The following is a 2,697-nucleotide window of genomic DNA, read 5'->3' on the forward strand; positions in this document are numbered from 1 at the left end:
AAGAACATCGTCGCCGCCGGCCTGGCCCGCCGCGCCGAGGTCCAGGTCGCCTACGCCATCGGCAAGGCCGAGCCCGTCGGCCTGTTCGTCGAGACCTTCGGCACCGAGTCCGTCCCGGTCCTCGACATCCAGAAGGCCGTCGGCGAGGTCTTCGACCTGCGTCCCGCCGCGATCATCCGCGACCTCGACCTGCTGCGGCCCATCTACTCCCGGACCGCCGCCTACGGCCACTTCGGCCGCGAGCTGCCGGACTTCACCTGGGAGCGCACCGACCGGGCCGAGCTGCTCCGCAAGGCCGCCGGCGCGGGCTGAGCCGTCGGTCGCCGTGCCAGTCCAGTTCCGGAGGGAAGAGCGGTTGTGAAGGACAGTCAGCAGCGCAGGGCGGACGCGCTCCGGGAGGCGTTCGCCACCCGGGTGGTGGTCGCCGACGGTGCGATGGGCACCATGCTCCAGGCCCAGGACCCGACCATGGAGGACTTCCAGAACCTGGAGGGCTGCAACGAGGTCCTGAACCTCACCCGGCCGGACATCGTGCGCGGCGTCCACGAGGCCTACTTCGCGGTCGGCGTGGACTGCGTGGAGACCAACACCTTCGGCGCCAACTTCTCGGCGCTGAACGAGTACGAGATCGCCGGCCGGATCTTCGAGCTGTCCGAGGCGGGCGCCCGGGTGGCGCGCGAGGCGGCCGACGCCTGCGCCACCCCGGAGCGCCCGCGCTGGGTGCTCGGCTCGATCGGGCCCGGCACCAAGCTGCCGACCCTCGGACACCTGCCGTTCGACGTGCTGCGCGACGGCTTCGAGCGCAACGCGGCCGGACTGGTCGCGGGCGGGGCGGACGCGCTGCTCGTGGAGACCAGTCAGGACCTCCTCCAGGTCAAGGCGGCGCTGCTGGGCGCCCGGCAGGCCATGGCGGACGCCGGGGTCGACCTGCCGCTGATCGTCCAGGTCGCGATGGAGACCACCGGCACGATGCTGCTGGGCTCGGAGATCGGCGCCGCGCTCACCGCGCTGGAGCCGATGGGCGTCGACCTGATCGGGCTGAACTGCTCGACCGGGCCGGCGGAGATGAGCGAGCACCTGCGCTACCTGGCCCGGCACGCCCGGATCGGCCTGTCCTGCATGCCGAACGCGGGCCTGCCGGTGCTGGGCAAGGACGGTGCGTACTTCCCGCTGGGCCCGGACGGCCTGGCGCGGGCGCAGGAGGGGTTCGTCCGGGAGTACGGCCTGTCGCTGGTCGGCGGCTGCTGCGGCACGACGCCGGAGCACCTGCGGGCGGTGGTGGAGCGGGTGCGCGGCCGGGAGGTCACGCCGCGCTCGCCGCGGCCGGAGGCGTCGGCGGCCTCGCTGTACCAGGCGGTGCCGTTCCGCCAGGACACCTCCTACCTGGCGATCGGCGAGCGCACCAACGCGAACGGCTCGAAGAAGTTCCGCGAGTCGATGCTGGCCGGCGACTGGCAGGCCTGCGTGGAGATCGCCCGCGACCAGATCCGCGAGGGCGCGCACCTGCTGGACCTGTGCGTCGACTACGTCGGCCGCGACGGCGTCGCCGACATGAAGGAGATCGCCGGCCGCCTGGCGACCGCCTCCACCCTGCCGATCGTCCTGGACTCCACCGAGCCGGACGTCCTGCGCGCCGGCCTGGAGATGCTCGGCGGGCGCGCGGTGCTCAACTCCGTGAACTACGAGGACGGCGACGGCCCGGACACCCGCTTCGGCCGGGTGGCCGGCCTGGCCCGCGAGCACGGCGCGGCGCTGATCGCGCTGACCATCGACGAGGAGGGCCAGGCCCGCACCGCCGCGAAGAAGGTGGAGATCGCCGAGCGGCTGATCGGGCAGCTGGGCCGCGAGTACGGGATCCGGGAGCAGGACGTCCTGGTGGACTGCCTGGCGTTCACGCTCGGCACCGGACAGGAGGAGTCCCGCCGGGACGGCATCGAGACGATCGAGGCGATCCGCGAGCTCAATCGGCGGCACCCGGCCGTGCAGACCACGCAGGGCCTGTCCAACATCTCCTTCGGCCTGTCCCCGGCGGCCCGGCAGGTGCTCAACTCGGTGTTCCTGCACGAGTGCGTGGAGGCCGGCCTGGACTCGGCGATCGTCCACGCCGCCAAGATCCTGCCGATGGCGCGCATCCCGGACGAGCAGCGGGAAGCGGCCCTGGACCTGGTGTACGACCGGCGCCGGGACGGCTACGACCCGTTGCAGCGGCTGCTGGAGCTGTTCGAGGGCGTGAGCGCGGCGTCCGTCCGGGCGTCGAAGGCGGAGGAGCTGGCCGCGCTCCCGCTGGACGAGCGGCTGCGGCGGCGGATCGTCGACGGTGAGCGGGGCGGCCTGGAGGCGGACCTCGACGAGGCGCTGGCGCTGCGGCCCGCGCTGGAGATCGTCAACGACACCCTGCTGTCCGGCATGAAGGTCGTCGGCGAGCTGTTCGGCTCGGGCCAGATGCAGCTGCCGTTCGTGCTCCAGTCCGCCGAGGTGATGAAGACCGCGGTCGCCTACCTGGAGCCGCACATGGAGCGGTCGCAGGACGCGGGCAAGGGCACGATCGTGCTGGCGACCGTCAAGGGCGACGTCCACGACATCGGCAAGAACCTGGTCGACATCATCCTGTCCAACAACGGCTACAACGTCGTCAACCTCGGCATCAAGCAGCCGGTTTCGGCGATCCTGGACGCCGCGCAGGAGCACAGGGCGGAC

2 protein-coding genes are annotated in these 2,697 nt (G+C 72.3%); both read left to right on the top strand.

The genetic code is table 11. The annotated features are described in order from the left end of the window. Positions 1-312: methionine adenosyltransferase domain-containing protein (locus tag PUR71_RS01550; RefSeq protein WP_329924458.1), on the top strand; the 312-nt coding region annotated here is incomplete at its 5' end. 45 nt (positions 313-357) lie between these two features. Next, positions 358-2,697: methionine synthase (gene metH, locus PUR71_RS01555; RefSeq protein WP_329924459.1), on the top strand; the 2,340-nt coding region annotated here is incomplete at its 3' end.

Origin of the sequence: Streptomyces sp. SP17BM10, from assembly GCF_036322405.1 — a bacterium.
In the GTDB taxonomy this organism is placed as follows: domain Bacteria; phylum Actinomycetota; class Actinomycetes; order Streptomycetales; family Streptomycetaceae; genus Kitasatospora.